This window comes from Cutibacterium avidum 44067 (assembly GCF_000367205.1).
In the GTDB taxonomy this organism is placed as follows: domain Bacteria; phylum Actinomycetota; class Actinomycetes; order Propionibacteriales; family Propionibacteriaceae; genus Cutibacterium; species Cutibacterium avidum.
The window spans coordinates 1600514-1621890 of record NC_021064.1 but is presented as its reverse complement, the minus strand read 5'-3'; the positions used below and the strand labels follow the sequence as shown (position 1 = coordinate 1621890).

19 protein-coding genes and 1 pseudogene are annotated in these 21377 nt (G+C 64.5%); 8 read left to right on the top strand and 12 right to left on the bottom strand.

Going from position 1 to position 21377, the window contains the following annotated elements:
- Nucleotides 1-9: 9 nt before the first annotated feature.
- From PALO_RS07400 to PALO_RS07380, 5 genes are all read right to left on the bottom strand, one after another.
- Nucleotides 10-2253 carry a heavy metal translocating P-type ATPase gene (locus PALO_RS07400; protein ID WP_015583048.1) on the bottom strand — a complete coding sequence of 748 codons (2244 nt, stop codon included), beginning with the start codon at nucleotides 2251-2253 and terminating at the stop codon, nucleotides 10-12.
- Nucleotides 2250-4193 (bottom strand): cytochrome c oxidase assembly protein, encoded by a 1944-nt coding sequence (locus PALO_RS07395; RefSeq protein WP_041710084.1) that lies wholly within the window; start codon nucleotides 4191-4193, stop codon nucleotides 2250-2252. The genes PALO_RS07400 and PALO_RS07395 overlap by 4 nt, the downstream gene beginning before the upstream one ends.
- A gap of 49 nt (nucleotides 4194-4242) precedes the next feature.
- Nucleotides 4243-5007, bottom strand: coding sequence for a lipoyl(octanoyl) transferase LipB (gene lipB / locus PALO_RS07390; RefSeq protein ID WP_174266677.1), 765 nt, complete (start codon nucleotides 5005-5007; stop codon nucleotides 4243-4245).
- Between the two features lie 160 nt (nucleotides 5008-5167).
- The gene (gene sucB, locus PALO_RS07385; RefSeq protein ID WP_015583045.1) at nucleotides 5168-6886 is read right to left on the bottom strand and encodes a 2-oxoglutarate dehydrogenase, E2 component, dihydrolipoamide succinyltransferase; all 1719 of its coding nucleotides are present in this window, start codon (nucleotides 6884-6886) and stop codon (nucleotides 5168-5170) included.
- A gap of 159 nt (nucleotides 6887-7045) precedes the next feature.
- Nucleotides 7046-8572 (bottom strand): leucyl aminopeptidase, encoded by a 1527-nt coding sequence (locus PALO_RS07380; RefSeq protein WP_004811871.1) that lies wholly within the window; start codon nucleotides 8570-8572, stop codon nucleotides 7046-7048.
- A 20-nt stretch (nucleotides 8573-8592) separates the two neighbouring features.
- Between PALO_RS07380 and PALO_RS07375 the strand changes: the two are divergent.
- Nucleotides 8593-9077, top strand: a pseudogene (locus PALO_RS07375) (hypothetical protein); the annotation flags it as partial.
- Here the strand turns inward: PALO_RS07375 and PALO_RS07370 are convergent.
- Together PALO_RS07370 and PALO_RS07365 are read right to left on the bottom strand one after the other, a co-directional pair.
- On the bottom strand, nucleotides 9047-9265 hold the full coding sequence (locus PALO_RS07370; protein ID WP_004811869.1) for a hypothetical protein: 219 nt from the start codon (nucleotides 9263-9265) through the stop codon (nucleotides 9047-9049). The pseudogene PALO_RS07375 and the gene PALO_RS07370 sit on opposite strands and share 31 nt — an antisense overlap.
- 79 nt (nucleotides 9266-9344) lie before the next feature.
- Nucleotides 9345-10109: a DUF3043 domain-containing protein gene (locus PALO_RS07365; protein WP_015583042.1), complete on the bottom strand. Its 765-nt coding sequence runs from the start codon at nucleotides 10107-10109 to the stop codon at nucleotides 9345-9347.
- A gap of 199 nt (nucleotides 10110-10308) precedes the next feature.
- Between PALO_RS07365 and PALO_RS07360 the strand changes: the two genes are divergently transcribed.
- The 6 genes from PALO_RS07360 (at nucleotide 10309) to PALO_RS07335 (ending at nucleotide 15128) form a co-directional block, all read left to right on the top strand.
- On the top strand, nucleotides 10309-11112 hold the full coding sequence (locus PALO_RS07360) for a PspA/IM30 family protein (protein WP_015583041.1): 804 nt from the start codon (nucleotides 10309-10311) through the stop codon (nucleotides 11110-11112).
- Nucleotides 11109-11399, top strand: a complete 291-nt coding sequence (pspAA, locus tag PALO_RS07355) for a PspA-associated protein PspAA (RefSeq protein WP_004811866.1) — start codon at nucleotides 11109-11111, stop codon at nucleotides 11397-11399. The genes PALO_RS07360 and pspAA overlap by 4 nt, the downstream gene beginning before the upstream one ends.
- A gap of 172 nt (nucleotides 11400-11571) precedes the next feature.
- Nucleotides 11572-11925, top strand: coding sequence for an iron-sulfur cluster insertion protein ErpA (gene erpA / locus PALO_RS07350; RefSeq protein WP_004811865.1), 354 nt, complete (start codon nucleotides 11572-11574; stop codon nucleotides 11923-11925).
- A gap of 181 nt (nucleotides 11926-12106) precedes the next feature.
- Nucleotides 12107-13015, top strand: a complete 909-nt coding sequence (gene ctaC / locus PALO_RS07345) for an aa3-type cytochrome oxidase subunit II (protein ID WP_435380245.1) — start codon at nucleotides 12107-12109, stop codon at nucleotides 13013-13015.
- Nucleotides 13012-14733, top strand: a complete 1722-nt coding sequence (gene ctaD, locus PALO_RS07340) for an aa3-type cytochrome oxidase subunit I (RefSeq protein ID WP_004811863.1) — start codon at nucleotides 13012-13014, stop codon at nucleotides 14731-14733. Before ctaC ends, ctaD begins: the two co-directional genes overlap by 4 nt.
- Nucleotides 14733-15128: a cytochrome c oxidase subunit 4 gene (locus tag PALO_RS07335; RefSeq protein ID WP_015583039.1), complete on the top strand. Its 396-nt coding sequence runs from the start codon at nucleotides 14733-14735 to the stop codon at nucleotides 15126-15128. The genes ctaD and PALO_RS07335 overlap by 1 nt, the downstream gene beginning before the upstream one ends.
- Before the next feature lie 88 nt (nucleotides 15129-15216).
- Here PALO_RS07335 and PALO_RS07330 read toward each other — a convergent pair whose 3' ends face one another.
- A complete protein-coding gene (locus PALO_RS07330; RefSeq protein ID WP_015583038.1) occupies nucleotides 15217-15873 on the bottom strand; it encodes an NAD(P)H-binding protein in 657 nt (218 codons plus the stop codon).
- A gap of 64 nt (nucleotides 15874-15937) precedes the next feature.
- Complete coding sequence (locus tag PALO_RS07325; protein ID WP_004811860.1) at nucleotides 15938-17422, bottom strand: GuaB1 family IMP dehydrogenase-related protein; 1485 nt, start codon at nucleotides 17420-17422, stop codon at nucleotides 15938-15940.
- Between the two features lie 40 nt (nucleotides 17423-17462).
- Here PALO_RS07325 and PALO_RS07320 point away from each other — a divergent pair, with 40 nt between their 5' ends.
- The gene (locus PALO_RS07320; protein ID WP_004811859.1) at nucleotides 17463-17780 is read left to right on the top strand and encodes an MGMT family protein; all 318 of its coding nucleotides are present in this window, start codon (nucleotides 17463-17465) and stop codon (nucleotides 17778-17780) included.
- Between the two features lie 45 nt (nucleotides 17781-17825).
- On the opposite strand, the gene qcrB is transcribed toward PALO_RS07320, so the two are convergent.
- The 3 genes from qcrB to qcrC are packed head-to-tail and all read right to left on the bottom strand — an operon-like array spanning nucleotide 17826 to nucleotide 21357.
- Nucleotides 17826-19505, bottom strand: a complete 1680-nt coding sequence (qcrB, locus tag PALO_RS07315; protein ID WP_015583036.1) for a cytochrome bc1 complex cytochrome b subunit — start codon at nucleotides 19503-19505, stop codon at nucleotides 17826-17828.
- Nucleotides 19505-20587 carry a cytochrome bc1 complex Rieske iron-sulfur subunit gene (gene qcrA, locus PALO_RS07310; RefSeq protein WP_041710081.1) on the bottom strand — a complete coding sequence of 361 codons (1083 nt, stop codon included), beginning with the start codon at nucleotides 20585-20587 and terminating at the stop codon, nucleotides 19505-19507. Before qcrA ends, qcrB begins: the two co-directional genes overlap by 1 nt.
- A complete protein-coding gene (qcrC, locus tag PALO_RS07305) occupies nucleotides 20554-21357 on the bottom strand; it encodes a cytochrome bc1 complex diheme cytochrome c subunit (protein ID WP_015583034.1) in 804 nt (267 codons plus the stop codon). Before qcrC ends, qcrA begins: the two co-directional genes overlap by 34 nt.
- Nucleotides 21358-21377: the final 20 nt, after the last annotated feature.

The following is a 21377-nucleotide window of genomic DNA, read 5'->3' as shown; positions in this document are numbered from 1 at the left end:
TCGGTCAGTTTAACTGTGTGCACCGAAGTTGCGAAGTCTCAGTGAATGGGTGACGACGAAGAGGCTCGACAGGCTCATGGCTAGCCCGGATATCAGTGGGTTGAGGAGCCCGGCGGCTGCGATCGGGATAGCTGCGATGTTGTAGATGAAGGCCCATGCGAGGTTGCCACGGATGGTGCGCAGAGTGCGTCGTGACAGCCCGATGGCGTCTGGGACGACCCCGAGATGGTGACGCACACAGATGATGTCCGCGCTGCGCATCGCGATGTCGGTGCCGGTGACCATCGCCAGGCCGAGATCAGAGCTGGCCAGGGCTGCGGCGTCGTTGATGCCGTCCCCGACCATGGCGACGACGCGTCCCCCGGCCCGTAGTTCGTCGATGATCTTGGCCTTCTCGGTGGGCAGGACGTCTGCGAGTACCTCGTCGGTACCGAGTTGGGAGGCGACGGCGTCCGCAGCGGCCTTCGAATCACCGGTGAGGAGGACGGTTCGCAGCCCCATCCCCTTGAGCTGAGCGATGACCGCAGGAGCCTCGGGCTTGACGGTGTCGGAAATGACGAGTGCTGCCGTGGCCCGGCCATCGATCGCGACGAGGACGGTGGAACGACCAGTACTGGCGGCCTGATCGACGGCGTCGGTGAGTTCGCCGGGAATGGTGATGCCGGCCTCGGTGAGGAAGACGGGATTGCCGACCATGACGTCGTGCCCGTCGACCTCGCCCGCAGAGCCGCGACCGGCGACGGTGAGCGGGCTGGGGCACTCCGGAATCGTGCCCTCGACAGCGGCGACGATGGCCGTGGCCACCGGGTGGGTGGAGTGCTGATCCAGGGCGGCGGCGTAGCGGTGGGCTCGGTCGATGTCCTCTCCGTCGGCGGCGATCCGTTCGGTCAGGGTCATGTCGCCGGTGGTGACGGTACCGGTCTTGTCGAGGACGACGGTGTCGATGCGTCCTGACGCCTCCAGCGCTTCCGGGCCCTTGATGAGGATTCCCAGTTGACCGCCGCGTCCCACCCCGACCATGAGCGCGGTGGGGGTGGCCAGACCCAGGGCGCAGGGACAGGCGATGACGAGCACGGAGAGAGCCGCTGACAAGGCATGACGGATGCCTGCCCCGGCGATCCACCACCCGAAGAAGGTGAGGACGACCACGGCTAGCACGGCCGGCACGAAGATCTCGACGACCTTGTCGACCAGACGCTGGACGTTGGCTTTGCGGGCCTGGGCCTCCTCGGCCATGACCGCCATCTGGGCGAGTTGACTGTGGGCTCCCACGCCGGTGGCTCGCGCCACGATGCGTCCGGTGAGGTTCATCGTTCCGCCCAGAACCGTCGATCCGACGGTGGTGTCGACCGGCATCGGCTCGCCAGTCATCATCGAGGTGTCAACACTCGACGACCCTTCGACGATCTCCCCGTCGGCGGCGAGGGTTTCACCAGCCAAGGTGACGAAGAGGTCACTCTTGTGCAACTTCTCGATGGGCACGAGGGTCTCGACCCCGTCGCGCAGCACGCGCGCATTCCTGGCCGCCAACTGGCCCAGGGCCGTCAGCACCGAGCGAGCCGACCTCTTGGCCCGGGCTTCGAAATAGCGCCCGGCCAGCAGGAAACAGGTCACCCCGGCAGCGACGTCGAGGTAGAGGGTGTCGGCGCCAGCAGGGGTGATGCCGTAGCCCAGCCAGTACCCCTCCTCGTCCTGGGCGCCGATGAGGATGGAGACGAAGGACCATCCGAAGGAGGACAACACGCCCAGTGAGACCAGGGTGTCCATGGAGGTCATGCCATGGCGCAGGTTTGACCATGTCGCCTTGTGAAAGGGCCACGCCGACCAGAACACCACTGGCAGGGAGAGCACGACGAGCAGCCAGTCCCAGGCGGGGAAGCGCAGCTGTGGCTCGAGGGCCAGTACCAACCCGATGTCCATGAGGGGCAACGTCAGCAGGACGGCGACGATGAGACGGCGTCGCAGCATCGTGATGCGTCGCTCTGCCTCAACGGCCAGATCGACGTCAGACAGCGGAGCGGCGGTGTAGCCGACATCCTTGACGGCCGCGATGGCGTCCTCGACGTCGATACCAGTGACCGTCGCTCGCTCGGAGGCGAAGTTGACGCTTGCATGCACGCCGTCAATACGGGCCAGGCGCTTCTCGATGGTGTTGGCGCACGCCGCGCAGGTCATCCCGCTGATCTGGAGCTGGACCGGGGAATGGAGGACCGGCTCGTCGTCATCCTGCTCATCGGTTGTCACCGCGGTCATGACCGGTTCTCCGGGTCCTGCGGCTTGATCTCCTGGCCAGCCATCCGAGCCAACATGGCATTGTAGGCGGCGAGGGACTCGTCGAGGCTGGCATCCTCGGAGGCGTCGACCCGGCGCTGGTCCCGCCGATCGGAGACGAACCACTGCACGCACAGGGCGATGAGCACCAGGGCCATCGGAATCTCGCCGGTTGCCCAGGTGATCTGGCCGCCGAGGTTCTGGTCGTCGCGCAGGTTGGTCACCCACGGGATCGACAGGGCCTGATAGAAGTCCTTGCCAATGATCTGGTGGGCATTCATCGTGATGACGGCGAAGAAGGAGTGGAAGGGCATCGCAGTGATGACGAAGCCCAGCCGACCGATGTGAGGCAGGGAGGCGGGCAGGTCGTCCAGGCCGATGACGTACTCGAAGAGCATGAACCCGGCCATCAGGAAGTGCAGCAACATCCACTGGTGTCCCCAGTGGTAGCGCATCAGGTAGCCAAAGATCGGGGTGAAGTACACCACGTAGAAGCTGGCGATGAAGACAATCCATGCTGCGAATGGGCCGAATAGGATCTTGGTGGGACGCCATTCCAGAGCGGCCACGAGGCAGTCGTGGGGGCCGTTGAGGCCGTCGTCGATGCCATCGCCGGTACGGAAGACCTCCCTCATGAGAGTTACCGGCGCTCCCAGGACCAGCAAGGCGGGAATCAGCATGTTGAAGGTCATGTGGACCAACATGTGCCAGCTGAACTGCATCGAGGAGTACTCCCACAGGCCAACGCTGGCCAGGTAGATCACGACGACCCATGCCCCGATCCAGGACCCGATGCGAGCGCCGGACCATTTTTCGCCGCGGCGCTTGATGATGCTCACCGCGAAGAGGTATCCCGCGATTCCCAGGATCGACAGGGTCCAGAAACCGATGTTGGGACGGCCCGGGGCCAGCAGGACACCAGTGCTGGGCGCCGGTGGCAGTTCGTAACCGAGGTAGTTGACGGCGGGGGTCTGCCCGATGAGGTAGCGCGGGGGCACCAGCTGGCTGCTGGCTCCCAGGACGGTCAGGACGATGGTGACCATCCCGAGACGAAGCCACCCACGTACCCGAGATTGAGGCAACCAGCTGAGGATCACCCAGACCGTTGATGCGATCAACAGGACGACCCGGGCCACCCCCCATCGGTCCGACAGCCAGGAATGCCTGGCCTGACCCTGCCAGGTGACGACGATTCCGCCGGCAAGGGTGATGATGGCCCCGACGCGTTCCAGCCAGGACAACCGACAGGTGACAGCGGAATCAGGCCCATCGAGGACCTCGACGAGAACGCACGCCGCTGCAATCGTCATACCGATGGCGGCAAGAGCCCCGGAGTCGGTGGCGAAGTCGTGGTTGAGACCCACCGAGATGGCTCCGGTCACCGGTATTGGCAGGGCAGCTAGAACCGTCACCAACGTCGCCATGACGAGGCCACCAAGATGCGTGGCGAGCAGGGCGAGTAGCGCCACCACCAGGCCCAGCACGGCGACGACGAGCCAGGCCGTCACAGAGGGGGTCGAGGTGATGTAGGTCGGCAGGTCGACGATGGTCTGTTCGAAGGTCAGACCGGCGGAGTCGGCGGACTCCAGCGGGATCATGAGCAGGGCCAGCAACGCCCACATCTGGGCTGCCAGCCAGGCCCGGCGCCCGCGGGTATGGGTGGGATCGACGACATCCCGGTGGGGAGAGCAGAGGGTGGCGCGAATGAGTTCGGCCAGGGTCCACACCAGAGCTGTCCAGAACAGGGTCCCGACGACGGCATGGAGGACGCTGGTGAGGACGTCCGGATTTTCCCTACCCAGCAGACGAGGCTCCAGGGTCCGGAGCCGACCGGTCACGGCGGCGATGACGGTCATGACGACACCCGTGACCGCCAGCAGCGGTCCAGTGGCGCGGGCACGGGTGGGATGCGTCACCAACATCTCCTTTGGGGTGGGGTAGGGGGAACTGTAGCCGGGATGGCGGACAGACTCACGACATCGGGTGGAGGAACGCCGGGTGCCCCCGACGCGGGATGTCCGGGCTCATCTCGTAGGGCTGAAAGGACATCATCTCGGTGAGGATGGGCTCGAGCCTGTCCGCCACCTCCAGCATGGACGGCACCTCGGCGTCGGGGCCATGCAGGCGTCGCAGCTCGCGTCCCATGCTGGTGACGTCAGCATCGGAGATACCACAGGGGATGATGTTGTCGAACCCTGCGGTGTCGGGGTCGATGTTGAGGGCGAATCCGTGCATCGCCGTCTGACGAGAGACCCGGATACCGATGGCGCAGACCTTGCGCTCCGGTCCGACGCCGTCGGAGGGGAACCAGACTCCGGTGCGTCCGGGGACGCGACCGGCCTTCAACCCGTACTCGGCGACGAGGCGGATGACCGATTCCTCGACGCGACGCACGTAGTCCACGACACCGATGCCGCGCTGCAGGAAGACGATGGGGTATCCGACCAGCTGTCCCGGACCGTGCCAGGTGATCTCACCGCCACGATCTACCGGGACGACAGGGGTGCCATCGAAGGGGTAGGCCTCCGGACGGGTCCGTCGCCCGGCGGTGTAGACGGGGTCGTGCTCGACGTAGATGACCGTGCTGGGACGCTGATGGCTGGAGACCTCGGCGTGGACCTCACGCTGGTGGGCCCAGCACTCGTTGTACTCGGTGCGTACCGGGGGGTTGTCCGCGATGCCCAGATATTCGAATTCCAAGCCAGCGGGATGGTCCACCCATCCCTTCGGGGCCACCCCGGCAACGACCTGGGGTGTGGTGGGCCGTGGGGTCGCCTGGGCGTCGTCGCGATCGCAGGAGTGATTCTGGGCGTCTGTCACGCTGACCCATGGTAGTCCGGACACGCGACGGGGTCCGGTGTGGAATTCCACACCGGACCCCGTCATGAGGTTCGAATCAGAACTCTCCGGCGAAGTCACCCTCCTCCAGACGGGCCTTGATGCCCGACAGGAAGCGGGCCGCCACGGCACCGTCGATGAGGCGGTGATCGTAGGACAGCGACAGGTACATCATGTCGCGAATGGCGATGGTGTCCTCACCGAACTCGTTGGTGACGACGACCGGGCGCTTCACCAGGGCACCGGTGCCGAGGATGGCAACCTCGGGCTGATTGACGATCGGGGTGTCGAAGAGAGCACCGGCCGAACCGTAGTTGGTGATGGTGAAGGTGCCACCGGCCAGCTCATCGGGAGTGACCTTGTTGTCACGGGTGCGAGCAGCGAGGTCGCCGATCTGGTGAGCCAGTCCAGCGATGTTGAGGTCGCCGGCGTTCTTGATGACCGGAACCAGCAGGCCACGCGGGGTGTCGACGGCGATGCCGATGTTCTCGGAGGCGCCGTAGGTGATCGTCCCGGCCTCGGTGTCAATGTTCGCGTTGAACTTCGGGTTGGCCTTGAGAGCCTCGACGACAGCCTTGGTGATGAACGGCAGGTAGGACAGGCCGACTCCCTCGCGAGCCTTGAAGGCGGCCTTCTCGGCCTTGCGGATACGGGAGATGGCGGTCATGTCCACCTCGACGGTGGCAGTGAGCTGGGCGGACACCTGCAGGGACTCCACCATGCGGGAGGCGATGACCTTGCGAAGACGGCTCATCTTCTCGGTGGTGCCACGCAGGGCGGCAGCCTCCGGAGAGACTTCCTGAGAGGCCTTGCGAGCCGAACCAGCGGGCTTCGGGGAGGCCGGAGCCGGAGTGGCGGAGGGAGCCGGAGCGGGGGCCGGGGCCTCCTCGGACTTGGCAGCGGCCAGCACGTCCTGCTTGCGGATGCGACCACCGACACCGGTTCCGGTGATGGTGGACAGGTCTACGTTGTTCTCCTTGGCCAGCTTGCGGACCAGCGGGGTGACATAGACGTCGGAGGACGGGTTGGTGGCGCGCGGGGCGACCTCGTTGGTGCCAGTCGGCATCGGGGCCTCAGGGGGCTTCGGGGCAGCCGGGGCGGGGGCCGGGGCCTTCTCGGCCTTGCTCTTCACCGGCTCGGGCTCGGCCTTCTCGGCGGGCTCAGGAGCCGACTCGGCGGTGGAGGGGTCGCCGATGATGGCCAGCACGGCGCCGACCTCGGCGTCTTCGTCCTCGGGGACCTTGATCTCGAGCAGGGTGCCGGAGGCGGGGGAGGGGACCTCGGTGTCTACCTTGTCGGTGGACACCTCGAGTAGGGGCTCGTCAGCCTCGACGGTGTCTCCGACGGCCTTGAGCCAGCGGGACACGGTGCCTTCGGTGACGGACTCGCCCAGGGCCGGCAGGGTGACCTCAACGCCCTTGGCCGCACCACCAGCAGCCGGAGCAAGCTTCTCCTCGGCGGCGGGTTCGGGCTCAGGCTCCGACTCGGGGGTCTCGTCATTTCCGCTGGGGGCCTCAGCTGGAGTCGACTCGGCGGTGGAGGGGTCGCCGATGATGGCCAGCACGGCGCCGACCTCGGCGTCTTCGTCCTCGGGGACCTTGATCTCGAGCAGGGTGCCGGAGGCGGGGGAGGGGACCTCGGTGTCTACCTTGTCGGTGGACACCTCGAGTAGGGGCTCGTCAGCCTCGACGGTGTCTCCGACGGCCTTGAGCCAGCGGGACACGGTGCCTTCGGTGACGGACTCGCCCAGGGCGGGAAGAGTGACTTCGGTCGACATGTGTTGGAGCTCCTTTGCAAGCCGCGACGGATTCGTTGCAAGCCTAGCCGGACTATGGGCAAATGTGCAGTTGGTCCCATTTCTGAAGTCAGAAAAATCTCATCCGAACGTGGCGGAGGGCAGGGCCTGTGGACCCTGCCCTCCCGACGATCGAGTTGATCAGTCAGCCAGATTGGCGGCGAGCTGCACCAAGGTGCGCACCCCGAATCCGGTTCCCTGGATCGGGGTGTAGTCGTGCGGTGTGGCGTTGTTGTAGGCCGGGCCGGCGATGTCGAGATGGGCCCAGTCGATTCCAGGGGCCACGAAGCTTTGCAGGAAGGCGGCGGCGAGCATCGCGCCACCTTCGCGACCACCGGAGGACTTGACGTCGGCGACGTCAGAGTGCAGGTGCTCGCGGACCTCGTCCGTGATGGGAAGTTCCCAGAAGTCCTCGCCGGCGGCCTCGGAGGCGTCCAGCAGGGTGTCGGCAGCCTGTGCTCCGGAGGTCATGACTCCGGCAGTGTGGTTGCCGAGGGCGACCATGCAGGCGCCGGTGAGGGTGGAGATGTCGACGAGGTAGTCCGGTTCGTCCTCACAGGCACGAGCCAGGCCGTCAGCCATGACGATGCGGCCCTCGGCGTCGGAGTTGCCGTTCTCGACGGTCTTGCCGCCATACATGGTGACGACGTCGGAAGGGCGCCATGCCGATCCGGACGGCATGTTCTCAGCCATGCAGCCGTAGGCGATGACGCGGACGTTGAGGCCCAGACGCGCGACCGCGCCCACGGTGGCGAGCACCGCAGCAGCACCGCCCATGTCGCACTTCATGGTGTACATGCCGGCAGCAGTCTTGATGTCGAGGCCGCCGGAGTCGAAGGTGATGCCCTTGCCCACCAGGGCCAGGGTGGTGGTGGCACCTTCCGGGGCGTACTCGACGCGGACCAGACGCGGGGAACGGGCCGAGCCGCCGCCGACGGCCAGGATGCCCCCGAATCCGCCACGGACGAGAGCCTTCTCGTCGAGAACCTCGACGTTGACGTCCTTGAGGTCCTTGCACCACGACTGCACTGAGGCGGCGAAGGTCTTCGGGTAGAGCAGGTTGGCCGGGGCATCCACCCAGTCACGAGCGGTATAGACGGCATCGGCGAGGATCCGGGCCTTGTCGAGCTCGGGCTTGGCGCCACGAGCATTGGAGACGATGGTCACGGTGGAGACCTCGGGGACATCCGGGTTCGCGGTGACGACAGGCACCTTGTAGCAACCGAGCAGGGCCCCCTCGGCAGCGATACGAACCTGCTCAGCCGAGCCGGTTCCCATGTCGACGGCGACCTTGAGGCTGGTTCCGTGCGACAGGGCCGCGGCGGCACGGGCGCCGGCACCGGCAGCCTTGCGTAGGGCCTCACCGTCAAATCCTTCAGCTCCGCAGCCGACCAGAACGAGGTTGTTCCCGGACCAGGGCAGCACCGCGGTGGACCCAAGCTTCGTCGAGCCGCCAGCGCGAATGGCAACCTCGGCCAGTGAAGCGCCGAAGGTCTCCTCGGCCTCCTTCACGGCTCGCGGTGCAAGTCCCTGGACGACGGGGCCCTGGGAGCCCTCGACCAGGCCGGCAATCACGACGTCGGCGCCGTTGGCATTGCGGGAGACCTTGAGATCGGGACGCGGACGGATGGGTAGCTCGGTGCTCTTGGCCACGAGGATTCCTCTCATTCGGGGGGTCGGTTCAGGATGGGCCCGGTCAGACTCGGGCCGACGCCTCGTCTGAAGCCTAGTCGAGGTGCGTCGAGCGCGGGACGGTGCGGTACGAATGACGCGCCGTTATGGTGTGCTCGTGAACTCAACCACCCCGGCCAGCCAGGACACGGCGCCTTCTCGTCGTGCCAGCCATTCCACGTTGCGGATGGCCTTGGACATCGTCACCGTCATGGCCGGAATTGCCCTGCTCGTGTGGGGCATCGTCGTGATGGCCTCGCCGACGATCTCGTGCCGTGGCGTCGAGATGCATCCGGGAGACACCTGCCACAAGGCCACCTACACCGCCACCCGCACGGACACGGTGCAGACATACGAGCAACGACGTCAGTCCATTGCCCAGTCTCGCCCCACGGTCACAGGTCTTGGGGTTGCAGTAACGGTTTTCGGGGTCGTGATGAGCTGGCAGACCGTCAAGGTCCGCCGCCAGGATCACTCCTCGGACAGCCCCATCGGGCCGTAAACGACATCCTCGTCCTGCATGAGAGTGACCTCGTCGACACCGGCATCCTGCAGCTCGGGCCAGGTCTCGGAGAGCCATGCCTCGGCTTCCTCCTGAGATTCGAACTGCTGGCCAGCGCCAATTTCGCCGAGGTGCTCAGCTCCCTTGACGGTGACGCGAGACTGTTTGAAAACCCACGAGTAACTCATACCTACAAGACAACCACGTCCGTGCCACGGAAGGGATACGGACGTGGCAACGACGCAGAGTTTGGTCTGGAGATCAGTGTCAGTCGATCTTCTCACCACGCTCGATGCGCGGTTCCGGGTTGCGCCACCGGCGCACGGTCATCGCCCGGTTGTTGAGATAGGCCCACAGACCGCGCAGAGGAGCGTTGGGGTAGCGGGCACGGATGCCCTTCTTGACCCCGTGCCACAGTCGCCAGGAGTCGACCAGCCACAACAGCATGACCATCAGCATGCCCAAGGACATGGCGTTGATGGCGCCGACCGCGGTGGGGGCGATGAAGAGCATGGCCAACCAGATCACCATGACGGCCAGGAAGATCGGCATGATGAACTCGCTGAACGTCCAGCGCGAGTCGACGTAATCGCGGATGTAACCGCGCTCGGGTCGTCGTTCGGCAGCCTCCATGGCGGCGGCCTGACGCTCTCGCTTGGCCAGACGCTCGCGCTTTCGGGCTTCCTTCTTGCTCAGGGTCGGGTTGAGGCGCTCACGGCGGGCAGCCTCGGCCTTGGCGCGGGTCGGGGTCGGACCCTTCTTCGCGATGTGGCGAGGCTTGGGCTGTGCCGCGGGTGTTGCCTGTGCAGCTGCGCGGTGTTCCTTGGCAGCGCCGTTGCTCTTGTCAGCGTGACGCCTCTTCTCGGGCTGCTTCTCCTGCTTGGTGTTCGCCGCATCAGAGGTGGGCCTTGGGGCAGCGGTGGCCGAGGACGGGGAGGACTCGGTGCTGGACACCGGCTCTGCCGTGACGGTCTCGTCCGTCGATTCGGCTTTCTTGCTGTCTCCCTGCTCGTAGGGGCGGAACAGTCCCACGATCCATCCTCTTTTGTGTCGTACTCGTGCCCACGGTGACCAGTTCCAGCCGGGGCGACCCTGTCTGGGCTGAGAAGATTGTACGGGTATTGCTCTGGGTTGTTGTTGCGCGGTCCCGTACTCTGATGGTCAGGCAACCGCAATGCTGACGACTTCCCGGAGTCATCAAGCACCGAAGGGGAAGGATACGACTCCACCTATGGCTGGCATATTTGCACGACTTTCGACGGTTTTCCGTTCCAAGGCGAACAAGGCCCTCGACAAGGTTGAGGACCCACGCGAGACCCTCGACTACTCCTACCAGCGTCAGCTCGACATGTTGCAAAAGGTGCGTAGGGGCGTTGCCGACGTCGCCACGAGCCGCAAGCGAGTCGAGCTGCAGATGAACCAGCTGCAGGCGGACGTCGACAAGATGCAGAATGCGGCTGCTCGCGCCCTCGAGCAGGGCCGCGAGGATCTGGCTCGTGAGGCCCTGACCCGCAAAGCCACCCTGCAGGCCCAGCTCAACGACCTGCAGACTCAGCACGCCACCTTGCAGGCTGAGGAGGAGAAGCTCATCCGCGGTTCCCAGCGTCTCCAGGCTCGTGTGGATGCCTTCCGCACGAGGAAGGAGACCATCAAGGCCACCTACTCGGCGGCTGAGGCTCAGACTCGTATCAATGAGGCCTTCACCGGTCTGAACGAGGAGATGGGCGACATCGGCATGGCGATCACGCGTGCCGAGGACAAGACCATGGAGCTTCAGGCCCGTGCAGGAGCCGTTGACGAACTCATGGTCAGTGGAGCCATCGAGGATCCCACCCGTAGCTATGGCGACGACATCACTCGCGAGCTCGACAACCTTGCCAGTGACCATTCCATCGATGCCGAGCTGTCGGCCCTCAAGGCACAGCTGGATACCGGCCACGACAATTCCACTCCGGAGCTTGAGTCCGGTTCCGGCACGGGGATGAACCCGGAAACCGGATCGCGTGCTGTGCGACGTCAGGAGGGCCAGTCATGATCATTCGTATCGTTGGTGAGGGCCAGTGGCAGGTGCCCGACACCGAGATGAACCATCTCAACCGTATTGATTCCCGCGTCGAGCACGCCATCGAGACCACCTCGCAGAGTGAGCTCACCGAGGCTCTCTCTGAGCTGGTGACGACCGTCCGCACGATAGGTACCCCGATTGCCGACGACAACATTGTCGACTCGGACCTCATCGTTCCCGACGTCTCGGCGACGATCGAGGAGGTCTCGGTCTGGCTCTCGGAAAACCCTGCCGGAGACGGTCTCATTCCCGGCTGACAGAGGTGAAGCACCCCTGTTCCGCTGCGCGCTTAATCGGCACAGTTCGATGTCGACGGGGCGCTGCGGATACAGTGGACGATGCGACGGGACGACATACCCGCCCGATCCACCAGGATCGAACGCCCGGGTCATCCCCCGGGACCGTCCATCACACGTTCTTGGAGTCCACATGACCGACACCGTCAACGCCCCCACCACCGATGGAATCGTCCTCACCGATGCCGCTGCGGCCAAGGTGAAGTCCCTGCTCGATCAGGAGGGACGCGACGACCTCGCCCTGCGTTTGGCCGTGCAACCCGGCGGTTGCTCGGGTCTGCGTTACCAGCTCTTCTTCGACGAGCGCCACCTCGACGGTGACGTCGTCAAGACCTACGGCGGGGTCAATGTGGTGACCGACCGAATGAGCGCTCCCTACCTCGCCGGTGCCACGATCGACTTCATGGACACCATCGAGAAGCAGGGGTTCACCATCGACAACCCCAACGCGACCAGCACTTGCGCTTGTGGGGATTCCTTCCACTGAGCCGATTCTGACTACCGGGATCACTTCCCCGACAGACCTTCTGGGGTCATTGAGGCGTTTCGTCAGTCCTGCTGGGCGGACGGAGCGCCTTATTTTCGCTATTGTTCGGTGTGACAGACACAACAGTCACCTGTCCCCACCGTCGGGTCGGGGCCGGGCTTGCAATGGGGAAGGGTGAGCCGTGGGACGCAGAGTCAGCTGGCGACACGACCTTGACCGGGACGTGCCCCGAAGTGGCAGCGGTGTTGCCGGGAAGGTCGGTGGTGCCTGTGCCGCAATGATTGCGGTACTGGCACTGAGCGGCTGTGGTGACACCGGACCCGGACGTGCAGCTCGTCTCGGTCTCGTCGATCCGGCGTCCGACCGTGCCGTGCACATGGGAAACATGTGGATTGGTGCATGGGTTTCGGCGCTCGTCATCGGTGTGTTCGTGTGGGGCCTCATCGGATACGCAGCCTTCAAGTTCCGTCGTAAGGACGGAGATCCGGTGATTCCACGGCAGTCGCGGTACCACCTTCCGCTTGAGGTGCTGTACACCATCGTTCCGTTCCTCGTCATCGGCGTGCTGTTCTTCTACACCGTCCGTACCGAGAACAAGGTGCTCGAGAAGAATCCCGAGCCTCAGCATGTCGTCAACGTCGTCGGACAGAAGTGGTCCTGGACGTTCAACTACATGGAACAGAAGAACCCGGATGTCGGCGGTGCCGTCACCCATGAGGTGGGCACCATCGAGAAGATCCCGGATCTCTACCTTCCCGTGAACGAGTCGGTGCGCTTCCACCTCAATTCCGCCGATGTCATCCACTCCTTCTGGGTGCCGGCCTTCTACTTCAAGATGGACGTCATCCCAGGTCATCCCAACCAGTTCGACCTCACCCCGACGAAGATCGGCGTTTACGACGGCAAGTGCGCCGAGTTGTGTGGTACCTACCACGCCAACATGATCTTCAAGGTGCATGTGGTGTCGGTCGAGGAGTACAACAAGCACCTCCGGCAGCTCAAGGCTCAGGGCGACATCGGTGAGATCAAGCCTCCGAATTCCGTCGCCGCCCTCACCACCGCCGAATCGAAGGAGGGGGAGAAGAAGTGACCAGCGCATCTATCGCCCAGCGAACCGCGGTGCGTCCTGCGGTGACACGCGAGGAGCGTCGCAAGACGAGCTTCGGCGCTCTCGTCTGGGATTACATGACGACCACCGACCACAAGAAGATCGGACGGCTGTACTTCGGCACGTCGCTGTTCTTCTTCGCCTTTGGTGGCATTCTCGCCCTGCTCATCCGAGCCGAGCTGGCCTATCCCGGCATGCAGTTCATGCACCAGGAGACTTTCAACCAGCTCTTCACGATGCACGGCACGATCATGCTGTTGATGTTCGCCACCCCGCTGTTCTCCGGGTTTGCGAACTTCTTCATGCCTCTCCAGATCGGTGCCCCCGACGTCGCCTTCCCCCGTATCAACCAGTTCGCGTACTGGCTGTACCTCTTCGGCTCGTTGATGGCCTGTGGCGGCTTCCTCACCCCTGGTGGCGCTGCCAGCTTCGGTTGGTTCGCCTACGCCCCGCTCTCGGACGCCATCAACTCCCCGGGAGTCGGTGGTGATCTGTGGGTCATGGGTCTGTACCTGCTGGGTCTGTCGTCCATCCTCGGTGCCGTCAACTTCGTGACGACGATCATCCTCATGCGTACTCCGGGTATGACGATGTTCCGGATGCCGATCTTCTCCTGGAACATCCTCATCACCTCGATCATGGTCTTGGTCGTCTTCCCGGTGCTGTCCGCCGGTCTGCTCGTCCTCGAGGCTGACCGAGCTCTGGGAGCCCACATCTTCGATGCTGCGAATGGCGGACCGATCCTGTGGCAGCACCTCTTCTGGTTCTTCGGACACCCTGAGGTTTACGTCATCGCCCTGCCGTTTTTCGGCATCATCACCGAGGTCCTCCCGGTCTTCAGTCGCAAGCCGGTTTTCGGTTATGTCGGTCTGGTGTTCGCCACCCTGGCCATCGGCGGTCTGTCGGTGTCTGTGTGGGCCCACCACATGTTCGTGACCGGTGCGGTCTCTCTGCCATTCTTCTCCTTCATGACCTTCACCATTGCCGTTCCGACGGGCGTGAAGTTCTTCAACTGGATTGGCACGATGTGGGGCGGGTCGTTGAGTTTCGACACACCGATGCTCTTCGCCATCGGCTTCCTGACGACCTTCCTCTTCGGTGGTCTGACCGGCGTCATGCTCGCCAGCCCGCCGATGGACTTCAACGTCTCAGACACCTACTTCGTGGTGGCCCACTTCCACTACGTGCTGTTCGGCACCGTGGTGTTCGCGATGTTCGCCGGCTTCTACTACTGGTGGCCGAAGATCACCGGGCACATGCTCAACGAGACCTGGGGCAAGATTCACTTCTGGACCCTCTTCGTCGGATTCCACACCACCTTCCTCGTCCAGCACTGGCTCGGTGTCGAGGGTATGCAGCGTCGTATCGCTGACTATGGCTCCTGGGAGGGATTCACCCTCTTGAACCAGGTGTCGACCTTCGGCGCCTTCCTGCTGGCCATCTCGATGCTGCCATTCGCCTGGAACGTCTGGATCACCCGTCATGACCCGAACATCGAGGTCGATGATCCGTGGGGTTGGGGCCGTACCCTCGAGTGGGCCACCTCGTGTCCGCCGCCTGCCCACAACTTCACCAAGATGATTCGCGTTCGTTCCACTTCCCCGGCCTTTGACATCAACCATCCGGAGGCCGCCCTGGCTCCCGAGACCGAGGAAGCTAACCCGCGTGAACTCGTCCACTCCGGCAAGGAGGATGCCTGATGAAACCGGAACGTTGGGTCTTTGGCGGACTTGGTCTGTTCTACCTCGTCGTCACCCCGGTCTACTGGTTCACCGCCCATGAGGTCGCCGGCACCTGGGTGCTGGGGCTGTCGGGGGCCATGGCCCTGATGGTGTTCTTCTACGTCCAGGTCGTCGCCAAGAAGATCAATCCGCGTCCTTCCGACGAGAAGGATGCTGAGGTGATCGACGGGGCTGGACCAGTGGGATTCTTCCCGCCGCAGAGCATCTGGCCCTTCTGGTGTGCTCTCGTCGTGGCAATCATGTGCCTCGGTCCGGTCTTCGGGTGGTGGATCTCGCTGCTCGGTCTGGGCATCGGAATCTGGGCTGCTTCGGGTTGGGCATTCGAGTACTACCGCGGGGACTACCAGCACTGACCGCGTCTCACCGACAATGTGAAGGCCGGGACCGTCATGATGACGGTCCCGGCCTTTTTCGTCGGAGGATACTGCTGGCGGTCCTGGCTCAGATGGCCTCTGCAATGGGCCGAGAACCGTTACGGAAGCGAATGAACCGGCCAACCGTGGTCTCGTTGTCCAGACAGGCCAGAGCCGCCTGAGCGACGGCCTCACGGGACACGGTGGCGTCCTTGTAGTCCTCGCCCTCCTCCAACACATGGATGCCGGTGGCGGGATCGTGGCTGAGGGTCACCGGGCCGAGGATGGTCCATTGAACCGTCGAGCGCATGGTGTGGCGGTCGGCATCGGCCTTTGCGTCGGCATAGGGGAAGAAGTCGTTGTCGGAGGGGACACCGTGGTCGGGGCTGCCGCACCACGAGATGAGCACGAACCGCGGTCCGTGGGAGGAACGCGCAATGGCGTCGACGAGGTGCTTGCAGGCATCGCGGTCGACGGCGTAGGTGTCCTCGGGGCTGCCCTTGCCACCTGCTCCGGCCGACCACACCACAGCGTCGTGACTGTTGACGAGGTCGTCCCACTGAGAAGGGCGCAGACAGGTGACATCAGCGACGATGGGATTCCCGCCGCACCTGACGACGTCAGCAGCTTGGTCTTCACGCCGAATGACGGAATCGACGTGACGACCCTTCGAACTGGCGTGCTGGGCGAAGTGCCTGGCGACGTGTCCATGGCCACCAATGATGAGGATTCGATCTGCTGTCATGCCTCTCACCCTAGAACTGACAAGGTCGGGCCAGGGCGAGCGACGGTGACAGTTCGCCAGCAGCTCAGGTCCAGCTGCGCTGCAGGGGACGTCCCTCCTCATATCCCGAGGGGGACTGCACGCCGATGACGGCCTTCTCGTGGAACTCCTCGAGGTTGGCCGCGCCGGCGTAGGTGCAGGAGGATCGCACTCCGGAGGTGATGAAGTCGACGAGGTCCTCAACTCCAGGACGCTGGGGATCCAGGTACATCTTCGACTGGGAGATCCCTTCCTCGAACAGGGCAGCGCGGGCCCTCTCGAAGGCGCTGCGCTGGCGGGTGCGGTGACGAACTGCACGGGCCGAGGCCATCCCGAAGGACTCCTTGTACAGGCGGCCATCGTGATCGACGAGCATGGCTCCGGTGGACTCGTGGGTGCCGGCGAACCACGAGCCGATCATGACCGATCCGGCTCCGGCCGCCAGGGCGAGGGCGACGTCACGGGGGTGACGGATGCCTCCATCAGCCCAGATGGCCCCGTCGGCCTCGGCGGCTGCCTCAGCGCACTCCAGCACCGCCGAGAACTGGGGGCGCCCGACGCCGGTCTGCATACGGGTGGTGCACATGGCGCCCGGTCCAACACCGACCTTGATGATGTCCGCTCCGGCCTCCAGCAGGTCCAGGGTGCCGCGCCGGGTGACGATGTTGCCAGCCACGATAGGGATACGGCGTCCGGTTTTCTCTTGGAAGGCAGTGCGAACCTTGTCCGCCACGCCAATGGCCCGGATCATGGGGTCCTGGTGGCCGTGAGCGGTGTCCATGACGAGGACGTCGGAACCGGAGTCCAGAGCGCTACGAGCGCGACCGGCGACGTCGCCGTTGATGCCGATGGCAGTGCCGATCATGAGGCGACCGTCAGGATCGACGGCAGGGCGGTAGATCTCGGTGCGCAGCGCGCCACGGGACGTCATGATGCCGACGAGGACGCCGGTCTCGTCGACGGCCACAGCGACCTTCTGGTGACGCTCTGCGAGGGCCTGGAAGACGTCGTCCGGGCTGGCGTCAGGGCCGACCAAGGTGAGGTCGGTGGTCATGACCTCATGGCACTGGGCGAAGCGGTCGACGCCCTCCGCCTCGGCAGGGGAGACCAGTCCGACCGGGCGATGGTCCTCGATGACGAGGACGACGCCATGGGCGCGCTTGTTGAGCAGATTCATGGCCTCGCCGACGGTCGTCGTGGGATTGACGGTGACCGGGGTGTCGAAGCGGGTGTGGGCACCCTTGACCCGACGTATGGACCTCGCGACGAAGTCAGCGGGGATGTCCTGGGGCAGGATGGCGATGCCGCCGCGGCGGGCGATCGTCTCGGCCATCCGTCGTCCGGAGATTGCGGTCATGTTGGCCACAGCGAGGGGTAGGGGAGTGCCCAGCCCGTCGGTCGACGTCAGATCGACATTCATCCGAGACCCGACCGAGGAACGGTTCGGGGCCATGAAGACGTCGTTGTACGTCAGGTCGTAGTTCGGCTGCTCGTTGAGAAAACGCACGTTCCCATTCTCCCACGTCGTCATTCTCCAGTCATGTCCTGACGGGTCGCGGCACACTGGTGTCATGAGCTCGATCGTCGATGACGTATTGGCCGCGGTGGAAGCCCTGCCGCCGAGAACGGTGGTGTCCTACTCTGACCTTGCCGAGCTCGTCGGAACCTCCCCACGGCGGGTCGGCACGATCATGGCCGGTCACGGTCATGAGGTGGAGTGGTGGCGAGTCACCAATGTGCGTGGGACCCTGCCCGACCACCTCATGGAAGAGGCTCGCCGTCACTGGGATGACGAGGGGTTGGGTGGAGGAGTCGATATGCTGCGCGCCCATGCCCCCGATCCGCAGGAGTGGGAGCTCAACTGGCAGAGATTGCGTATCCAGGCATGACGAAGGCCCCTCGACCGAGGGGCCTTCGTACGGGTTCAGAAGGGGTCAGTTGGTGATCTCGGCATTGCCCGCGGAGTGACCGGAACCGATCTCGGTGTGGTGGCGAGCGGCCTCCAACTCCTCGCGGGTGACCTTGGGAACGTTGTCCCCGAGGAACCACTTCATCCAGCGAGCGCGCTTCTTGCTGACGCGATGGCCGCGGTCGTCGATGGAACCAGCGGTGAGGACCGGGTAGGTCTTCTGCTGGGTGAGGGTCCAGGCCTCCTCCTCGCTCACCGGCACGTGAGCCTCGTGGAAGGCGCCATCGGGCTCGCGGATGATCTCACCCGAGGGCGACCCGTGCAGCAGGCGCTGACGGTCAGCACGCTGCAGGGACACGCAGATCCGCTTGGTGATCTGGTAGGTGATGATCGGGACGATGAAGATCGCACCACGCATGAAGTACGTGATCGAGTTCAGCGACGGGTGGAAGTGGGTGGCGATGATGTCGTTGGCACCCGACAACCAGAACATGGCGTAGCAGCTCATGGCAGCAACACCGAGGGCGGTACGTGTCGGGACGTTGCGCGGACGGTCGAGCAGGTGATGCTCGGACTCGTCACCGGTGATCCACTTCTCGACGAAGGGCCATGCCACCAAGAGGGTGAACAGCACGCCCATGAGGCACACACCGGGCAGGAAGATGTTCCAGCTCCAGGTGGTGTGACCGATGTGCCACTCCCAGTTCGGTGTGATACGGACAGCGCCCTCGAGCCAACCCATGTACCAGTCAGGCTGGGATCCAGCGGTGACCTCGCCCGGGTTGTAGGGGCCGAACTTCCAGACCGGGTTGATCTGCATGAAGGTGCCCATGAGGGTCAGGACGCCGAAGACCACGAAGAAGAAGCCACCGGCCTTGGCGGCGTACACCGGGAACAGCGGGTAGCCCACGACGTTCTTCTCCGTCCGTCCGGGTCCCGGGTACTGGGTGTGTTTGTGGTACACGACCAGGGCGAGGTGTGCGGCCACCAGGCCCAGCAGCAGGGCCGGGATCAACAGGATGTGCACCATGTAGAGACGGGGCACGATCGCGGTGCCGGGGAACTCGCCGTTGAAGACGAAGAACTCAACCCACGTGCCCACCAGCGGGATGGCACGCATCAGGCCGTCGGCGAAGCGGAGACCGGTGCCCGAGAGCAGGTCGTCAGGCAGCGAGTATCCGGCGAAGCCCTCAACCATGGCCAGCATGAAGAGCCCCAGGCCGATCAGCCAGTTGATCTCACGAGGCTTGCGGAAGGCACCCGTGAAGAAGATGCGCAGCATGTGGACGGTGGCTGCTGCCACGAAGAGGATGGCTGCCCAGTGGTGGATCTGGCGGACCAGCAGGCCACCACGCACCTCGAAGGAGAGGTCCAGGGTGGAGGCGAACGCCTCCGACATGGGCGTTCCCTTGAGCAACTGGTACGGACCGTTGTAGTCGACCTCGGCCATCGACGGCTTGAACCAGATAGTGAGGAAGACACCCGTGAGCAGTAGGACGACGAAGGAGTAGAGAGCAATCTCGCCCAGCAGGAAGGACCAGTGGTCAGGGAAGACCTTGCGCAGGTTCTCCTTGCCCATCTTGGCAAGACCCAAACGGTCGTCGTGCCAGTTGACGATCCGCATCCCGCGGCCCGAGGGCTTGTCGTCAGCCGTCGCAGTGCGCAGGGTGGGTGATTCCTCGGCGATGCCAGTTGGCCGGGCCATCAGTTGTCACCCTTCTTGTAGTCGTGACGAGAATCTCGCTCGAAGTAGGACGGGCCCACCGGAACGGTGAAGTCGCTGCGAGCGACCAGGTAACCCTTGTCGTCGACGGTGATGGGCAGCTGCGGCAGCGAGCGTCCGGCGGGACCGAAGACGACGACACCGGAGTCACCTAGATCGAAGGTCGACTGGTGGCAGGGGCACAGCAGATGGTGGGTCTGCTGCTCCCACAGGTTGACGGGGCAACCGACGTGGGTGCAGATCTTGGAATAGGACAGGATACCGCCGACCTGCCAGTCCTTGCGGGACTCGGGGATCTTGATGGAATCAGGATCCATCCTGACGATGAGGATGGCGGCCTTGGCCTTCTGACGCTGGAACTCAGCGCCCTCGAGATCCTTGAGGTTCTCGGGCTCCGCGTTGACCAGCTGGCCGATCTCGAGGTCGGAGGCCTTGATCGGCTGGAAGGTGATGTCGTTGACGAGTCGGACGCCCTCGGCCCAGATGGTGCGCTCGATGGTGGCGCGACGCATTCCGGGGCCGGGCTTCGGACCGAGGTCAGCAAGGGTGACGATGGCCGGGACAGCCATGATGCCGATGGCACCACCAAGGGCGCTGCCGATGAGCTTGCGTCGGGAGAGCCCGGACTGCTCGGCGCCGATGCGCCACTGCTTGGCGAACTCCTCGCGATCAGCGGTATCGGAATTGACCGGGTGCCGCTCCTGAACGATCTCTTCGTCGCCCATGATCTGCTTGGCCCAGTGGATGCAGGCGATGCCGATGAACAGCACCGCGAGGCCGGCACACAGACCCAGCGCGAAGGTCGAGGCGTTCATGTGGAGCGGCCCGGTCTCGATGGTGGCGTCGCGGGGGATCGCGAAGTAGAAGACGACGAAGGCGATGGCGAGAACGGGGACCAGTCCCAGCAGGGTGATCGCCTGGAGGTAGGCCCGGTTTCCGGCCTTCGGATTGGCGTCGGTGTACCGCTCGACGTGGGGCTCGACGCCCGGGTTCTCGACCGGCAGGTCGTTGCGTTCGGTGTACTTGTCGCTCACTTCGCGCGAGCCCCCTTCCGTGCCAGCCATCCGGCGACCAGGACGAGGCCGCCAATGCCGATGATCCAACCGAACAGGCCCTCAGTGACCGGGCCGATGCCGCCGAGGGCGAATCCGCCGTTGTTGGGCTCAGAGTGTGCGGTCTGGAGGTAGCCAATGATCTCGCGGGCGTCCTGGTCGGTGATGACCGACTTGGAGAACACCGGCATCTGCTGCGGGCCGGTGCGCATGGCCTCGTAGATGTGCTTGTCGGACGTCTTCATGAGGGAAGGCGCGTAAGCACCTTCCGGGAGCGCGCCACCGCGTCCCTCAATGTTGTGGCAGGCTGAGCAGTTGGTCTTGAACAGCTCAGCGCCCCGAGCCAGCTCCCCAGCACTCAATCCCGAGGTGTTGAGGGTCTGGGAGGAGGGGACCTCCGGACCGGGGGTCAGAGAGGCGACGTAGGCGCCGACCGAAGCGATTTCCTCATCGGTGAACTTCGTGTTCTTGGAGGGGGCCTGAGCCTCGGGACGAGCCATCGGCATGCGGCCGGTGCCCATCTGGAAGTCGACCGCAGCCGCGCCGACACCGGCCAAGGACGGCCCCTGGGTGGTTCCCTCGCCGTTGAGGCCATGACAGGAGGAGCAGTTCTGCTGGAAGATCTCCTTGCCCTGGGCCATCTGGGTCGACGCATTGGTGTCAGCCTGCCCAGAAGCCGAGGGGCTGACGAAGGCGTACACACACCCCACCAGGACCAAGGCCAAGAGCAGCAGCACGGGTTTGGCTGCCCGGCTGTGCCGTTTCGTGGAGAGGACTCTCATCACCACAGTCACCTTTCTCG

Coding starts and splice junctions, on each gene's coding strand:
- PALO_RS07400 (WP_015583048.1), bottom strand. CDS start 2,253: ATGACCGCGGTGACAACCGATGAGCAGGATGACGACGAGCCGGTCCTC.
- PALO_RS07395 (WP_041710084.1), bottom strand. CDS start 4,193: ATGTTGGTGACGCATCCCACCCGTGCCCGCGCCACTGGACCGCTGCTG.
- sucB (WP_015583045.1), bottom strand. CDS start 6,886: ATGTCGACCGAAGTCACTCTTCCCGCCCTGGGCGAGTCCGTCACCGAA.
- PALO_RS07380 (WP_004811871.1), bottom strand. CDS start 8,572: ATGAGAGGAATCCTCGTGGCCAAGAGCACCGAGCTACCCATCCGTCCG.
- PALO_RS07370 (WP_004811869.1), bottom strand. CDS start 9,265: ATGAGTTACTCGTGGGTTTTCAAACAGTCTCGCGTCACCGTCAAGGGA.
- PALO_RS07360 (WP_015583041.1), top strand. CDS start 10,309: ATGGCTGGCATATTTGCACGACTTTCGACGGTTTTCCGTTCCAAGGCG.
- pspAA (WP_004811866.1), top strand. CDS start 11,109: ATGATCATTCGTATCGTTGGTGAGGGCCAGTGGCAGGTGCCCGACACC.
- erpA (WP_004811865.1), top strand. CDS start 11,572: ATGACCGACACCGTCAACGCCCCCACCACCGATGGAATCGTCCTCACC.
- PALO_RS07335 (WP_015583039.1), top strand. CDS start 14,733: ATGAAACCGGAACGTTGGGTCTTTGGCGGACTTGGTCTGTTCTACCTC.
- PALO_RS07330 (WP_015583038.1), bottom strand. CDS start 15,873: ATGACAGCAGATCGAATCCTCATCATTGGTGGCCATGGACACGTCGCC.
- PALO_RS07325 (WP_004811860.1), bottom strand. CDS start 17,422: ATGACGACGTGGGAGAATGGGAACGTGCGTTTTCTCAACGAGCAGCCG.
- PALO_RS07320 (WP_004811859.1), top strand. CDS start 17,463: ATGAGCTCGATCGTCGATGACGTATTGGCCGCGGTGGAAGCCCTGCCG.
- qcrB (WP_015583036.1), bottom strand. CDS start 19,505: ATGGCCCGGCCAACTGGCATCGCCGAGGAATCACCCACCCTGCGCACT.
- qcrA (WP_041710081.1), bottom strand. CDS start 20,587: ATGGCTGGCACGGAAGGGGGCTCGCGCGAAGTGAGCGACAAGTACACC.
- qcrC (WP_015583034.1), bottom strand. CDS start 21,357: ATGAGAGTCCTCTCCACGAAACGGCACAGCCGGGCAGCCAAACCCGTG.